The sequence below is a fragment of the Streptomyces sp. SM1 genome, from assembly GCF_002910825.1.
GTDB lineage: Bacteria > Actinomycetota > Actinomycetes > Streptomycetales > Streptomycetaceae > Streptomyces > Streptomyces okerensis.
Genome location: NZ_NEUB01000574.1, coordinates 1 through 4,211, shown reverse-complemented (window position 1 = coordinate 4,211; position 4,211 = coordinate 1). Strand labels below are relative to the sequence as shown.

General features: G+C 74.2%; 4 protein-coding genes and 1 pseudogene. 4 read left to right on the top strand and 1 reads right to left on the bottom strand.

Features of this window, described 5'->3' with window-relative positions; translation table 11 throughout:
- Positions 1–430: pseudogene (locus B9S61_RS13915) on the top strand (hypothetical protein); the annotation flags it as partial.
- Between the two features lie 25 nt (positions 431–455).
- On the opposite strand, the gene B9S61_RS13910 reads toward B9S61_RS13915, so the two are convergent.
- Positions 456–869 (bottom strand): organic hydroperoxide resistance protein, encoded by a 414-nt coding sequence (locus tag B9S61_RS13910; protein WP_103542536.1) that lies wholly within the window; start codon positions 867–869, stop codon positions 456–458.
- Between the two features lie 127 nt (positions 870–996).
- Between B9S61_RS13910 and B9S61_RS13905 the strand changes: the two genes are divergently transcribed.
- The 3 genes from B9S61_RS13905 to B9S61_RS13895 all read left to right on the top strand — a co-directional run.
- Positions 997–1,491, top strand: a complete 495-nt coding sequence (locus tag B9S61_RS13905; RefSeq protein ID WP_258039651.1) for a MarR family winged helix-turn-helix transcriptional regulator — start codon at positions 997–999, stop codon at positions 1,489–1,491.
- Between the two features lie 182 nt (positions 1,492–1,673).
- The gene (locus tag B9S61_RS13900; protein ID WP_103542534.1) at positions 1,674–3,143 is read left to right on the top strand and encodes a nitronate monooxygenase; all 1,470 of its coding nucleotides are present in this window, start codon (positions 1,674–1,676) and stop codon (positions 3,141–3,143) included.
- A 96-nt stretch (positions 3,144–3,239) separates the two neighbouring features.
- Positions 3,240–4,211, top strand: a 972-nt coding sequence (locus B9S61_RS13895; protein ID WP_146064835.1) for a glycosyltransferase family 2 protein, incomplete at its 3' end; no start/stop codon positions are given.

Below are 4,211 nucleotides of genomic sequence, written 5' to 3'. Positions count from 1 at the left end.
CCGCATCGTCCCGTACGTGCCGCAGGGCACCAAGGTCGAGCAGGGCGAGCCGGCCGCGGTGGATCCGGTCGGCTTCGAACAGCCGCCCGACTGGCCGGCGTACGACTGGGCCGCGCGGTACATCGGCCCGGGCGAGGTGGTGATCACGGACGGCTACCACGCCGTCCACGCGATCGCCGGGTACGGGCCGAACCTGGCGGCGCCCGCCTGGCCGGACGCCGCGCTGGACGAACGGGAGCGGCTGCGGCGGGCGGCCGATGTGCGCGCGTACCTGGATCCCGGTTCGACCCGGGCCGGGCGCGCCGCGATCGTCCGCCGGTACCACGCGCGCTGGCTGCTGCTGACGCCCTGGCAGCGGGTGCCCGAGGAGGCGGTGGTGGTGGCGTGGAGCCGGCGGACGGGAGAGGTGCTGGCGCGGGTCGGGGAGTGAACCGCGCCGGTGGCGTCCGCCGGGACTACTCGATGACGAGGTCGACCGGGATGTTGCCGCGGGTGGCGTTGGAGTAGGGGCAGACCTGGTGGGCCTGCTCGACCAGCTTGCGGCCGGTCGCCTCGTCGAGGCCGTCGGGCAGTTCGACGCGCAGGGTCACGGCGAGCGCGAAGCCCTCGCCCTGCTTGCCGAGGACGACCTCGGCGGTCACCGCGGCCTCACTGACGTCGACCTTCGCCGCCCGTCCGACCACGCCGAGGGCGCTGCCGAAGCAGGCCGCGTAACCGGCGGCGAACAGCTGCTCGGGGTTGGTGCCCTGGCCGTTGCCGCCGAGTTCCACCGGGGCGCCGAGGCCGAGGTCCAGCTTGCCGTCGGAGGTGACGGCGCGGCCCTCACGGCCGTGGGTGGCGGTGGCGACGGCGGTGTAGAGCGCGTCCATGGAAGAACCCCTCCTGAGTGATGGCCGGGCCGGATCCCTGGTGGGCTCCGGCCGCCTGACGACCTCAAGTAGAGCACGCAATTAAATTGTGTGCAACCAAATGGCCCGCAAGAGCTACCCTGGAGGCATGACAGCCACTCCGGACCCATCCGCGACGGCCCCGCTGCCCGGCGCCGCGGACGACTGGCTCCGCCTCGACGGGCAGATCTGCTTCAGCCTGCACGCCGCCTCCCGCGCCTTCAACGGCGTCTACCGCGTCGTGCTCAGGGATCTCGGCCTCACCTATCCCCAGTACCTGGTCATGCTGGTGCTGTGGGAGCACGGCACGCTGCCCGTGAAGAAGCTCGGCGAGTATCTGCGGCTGGACTCCGGCACACTGTCCCCGCTGCTCAAGCGGCTGGAGACGGCCGGCCTGGTGCGCCGGGAGCGCAGCGCGCGCGACGAGCGGTCGGTGGAGGTCCGGCCCACCGAGGAGGGCACCGCGCTGCGGGAGCGGGCCGTCGAGGTGCCGCGCCGGATCCTGGCCGCGACCGGCTTCGGGGGCGACGAACTCCGCTCGCTGAGCGCCCGCCTGCACGAGCTGACCGCGGCCCTGGACAGGGCCGCGGCGGAGGGCGCGTAGCAGCCCGGCGCGGTCGGCGGCAGTCCGGGGCAGGTGCGCCGGGACCGAGCGCCCGCCCTGACGCCTAACTTACGGCACCGTAGGTTACGATGCCGTAGCTTACGGGACCGTAAGTTTGGGCACGCCGGCATGGACCCGGGCTCGCTCCCCGGTTCGGCCGGCATGGCGTATGCGAGGACCGCATGAACGAAACCCGGGCGGCGGCCGGTCTGCCGTGGCTGATCCAGGGCGGCATGGGTGTGGGGGTGTCCGGCTGGCGGCTCGCCCGGGCCGTCGCGCGCACCGGACAGCTGGGGGTCGTCTCCGGCACCGCCCTCGACACCGTGCTGATCCGGGTGCTCCAGAGCGGCGACCCGGGCGGTCACCTCCGGCGGGCACTGGCCGCCTTCCCCGTACCGGAACTCGCCGACGCGCTGCGGGAGCGCTACTTCGTCGAGGGCGGGATCGGACCCGGTGAGCGCTTCGCGGCCACGCCCATGATGACGGCCGACGAGACGTGCCCCTCCCGTCCGCTGACCGTGATCGCCAACTTCTGCGAGGTGTGGCTCGCCAGGGAGGGCCACGACGGACCGGTCGGCGTGAACTACCTGGAGAAGGTCCAGCCCGCCACCGCCCCGGCCATGTTCGGCGCGATCCTGGCCGGCGTCGACCACATCCTGGTCGGCGCCGGCATCCCCGCGCAGATTCCCGGGACAGCCACCCGCCTCGCCCGGGCGGAGCCGGTCACCGTACGGGTGGACGTGGCGGGTGACGATCAGCCCCACGAGCTGCGCTTCGACCCCGCCTCGGTGCTGGGCGGGGCGCTGACGGGTCTCACCGGGCGCCTGCGCCGTCCCCGTGTCCTGGCCATCGTCTCGCTGCCGGCGCTGGCCGCGTATCTGAACCGCGACCAGGAGACCCGGCCGGACGGATTCGTCGTCGAGGGCCACCGTGCGGGCGGTCACAGCGCCCCGCCGCGCGGGCCGCTGAGCCTGGACGGGTCCGGCGACCCCGTCTACGGCCCCAGGGACACCCCGGACTACGCGAAGATGGCCCGCCTCGGACTGCCGTTCTGGATCGCCGGCGGCCAGTGCGGACCCCGGCAGCTGCGCGAGGCGAGGGCGGCGGGGGCCGCCGGCGTCCAGCTCGGCAGCGTCTTCGCGCTCTGCGAGGAGTCCGGCCTGGACGCCGGGCTGCGGCGGCGGCTGGTCGAGCGGGAGCTGACGGGCGGACTGCTGGTGCGCAACGACCCGGCGGCCTCCCCGACCAGCTTCCCGTTCAAGGTCGCCGACCTGCCCGGCACCCTGGCCGACCCCGGCGTCGGCGACGCCCGCGCCCGTGTCTGCGATCTCGGCTATCTGCGCACGCCCTACCGCACTCCCCAGGGCACCCTCGGCTACCGCTGCCCCGCGGAGCCTCAGGCGGCGTACGTCCGCAAGGGCGGGGAGGCGGGAGACATCGAGGGGCGGCACTGCCTGTGCAACGGCCTGCTGGCCGCCGTCGGCCTCGGACAGCGCCGCCCGCGGGGTGTGGTGGAACCGCCCGTCGTCACCATCGGCCAGGACCTGGACTTCCTGCGGCACCTCGCCCCCGACGGCGGCCCGTACAGTGCCGGGGCCGTGGTGCGGTGGCTGCGCGCCGGAGCGGACGAGACGGCAGATTCGCACGTATGAGCGGATGGCCCCGTGGCCCTGCGCAGGACCACGGGGCCGCGCCGAGGTATGAAGGGTGCAAGAACGACAAATAGTTCATAACATCTCGAGGACGCCATGCGCCCCCACCGCCCCCAGGCCTCCGTCATCGTCATCGGCTTCGACGACGCGGCCCATGTGCCCGATGCCGTGCGCTCGGCACTCGCGCAGGGCCCCGCCGTGCGCGAGGTCGTCGCCGTGGACGACTGCTCGACGGACGGCAGCGCGGACCTGCTGGACCGGCTGGCCGCCGACGAGCCCCGGCTGCGGGTGATCCGGCTCCCCGTCAACAGCGGCGGCTGCGGCACCCCGCGCAACGCCGGACTGGACGCGGTGAGCACGTCCCACGTGATGTTCCTGGACAGCGACGACGTCCTGCCGCCCGGCGCCGTCGACGCGCTGCTCACCGCCGCGACCCGGGCGGACGCGCAGGTCGCGTGCGGTCTGTGCGTCCGCCGTGAGCTGCCGTCGGGCCGCGAGGTGCCGTGGGAGCCCGGCCTGTACGCCTCCCACGCGGTCCTCACCCACCCGGCGCGCCGTCCCCGCCTGATGCACGACACCCTCTGCGTCAACAAGCTCTACGCCACGGCCTTCCTGCGCGAGCACGCCATCCGCTTCCCCGAGGGCCGGTTCCCCTACGAGGACATCGTGTTCACCGCGCGGGTGTGGGCCGCGGCGCCCCGTATCGCACTGGTCCCCGACCGGGTGTACGTCTGGCACGTCCGCCGCTCCGCGCGGCGGCTGTCGATCTCGCTGGACCGCGCGGGCATCGACAACTGGCGCTCCCGCACCCACGCGTGCCGCACCGCCCACGACACCCTGCTCGACGCCGGGGAGAAGCCGCTGGCACGCCGGGCCCGGGCCAAGTTCCTCGACCGGGAACTGCGCGTGTACGCGCGTGAGCTGCCGTCGCGCGACGAGCGGTACCGGAGGGAGTGGTGGGCGCACACCCGGGCGTTCCTCGCGGACTACGACGCCGCCGACCTGGCCCGCGACCCGGTGGCCCCCGGACGGCTGATCGCACGGGTCGTCCTGGCCTCCCCCGAGCCG

What these genes read in the sequence shown, in the direction of transcription:
- B9S61_RS13900 (WP_103542534.1), top strand. Translation starts at nt 1,674, where the DNA reads ATGAACGAAACCCGGGCGGCGGCCGGTCTGCCGTGGCTGATCCAGGGC.
- B9S61_RS13905 (WP_258039651.1), top strand. Translation starts at nt 997, where the DNA reads ATGACAGCCACTCCGGACCCATCCGCGACGGCCCCGCTGCCCGGCGCC.
- B9S61_RS13910 (WP_103542536.1), bottom strand. Translation starts at nt 869, where the DNA reads ATGGACGCGCTCTACACCGCCGTCGCCACCGCCACCCACGGCCGTGAG.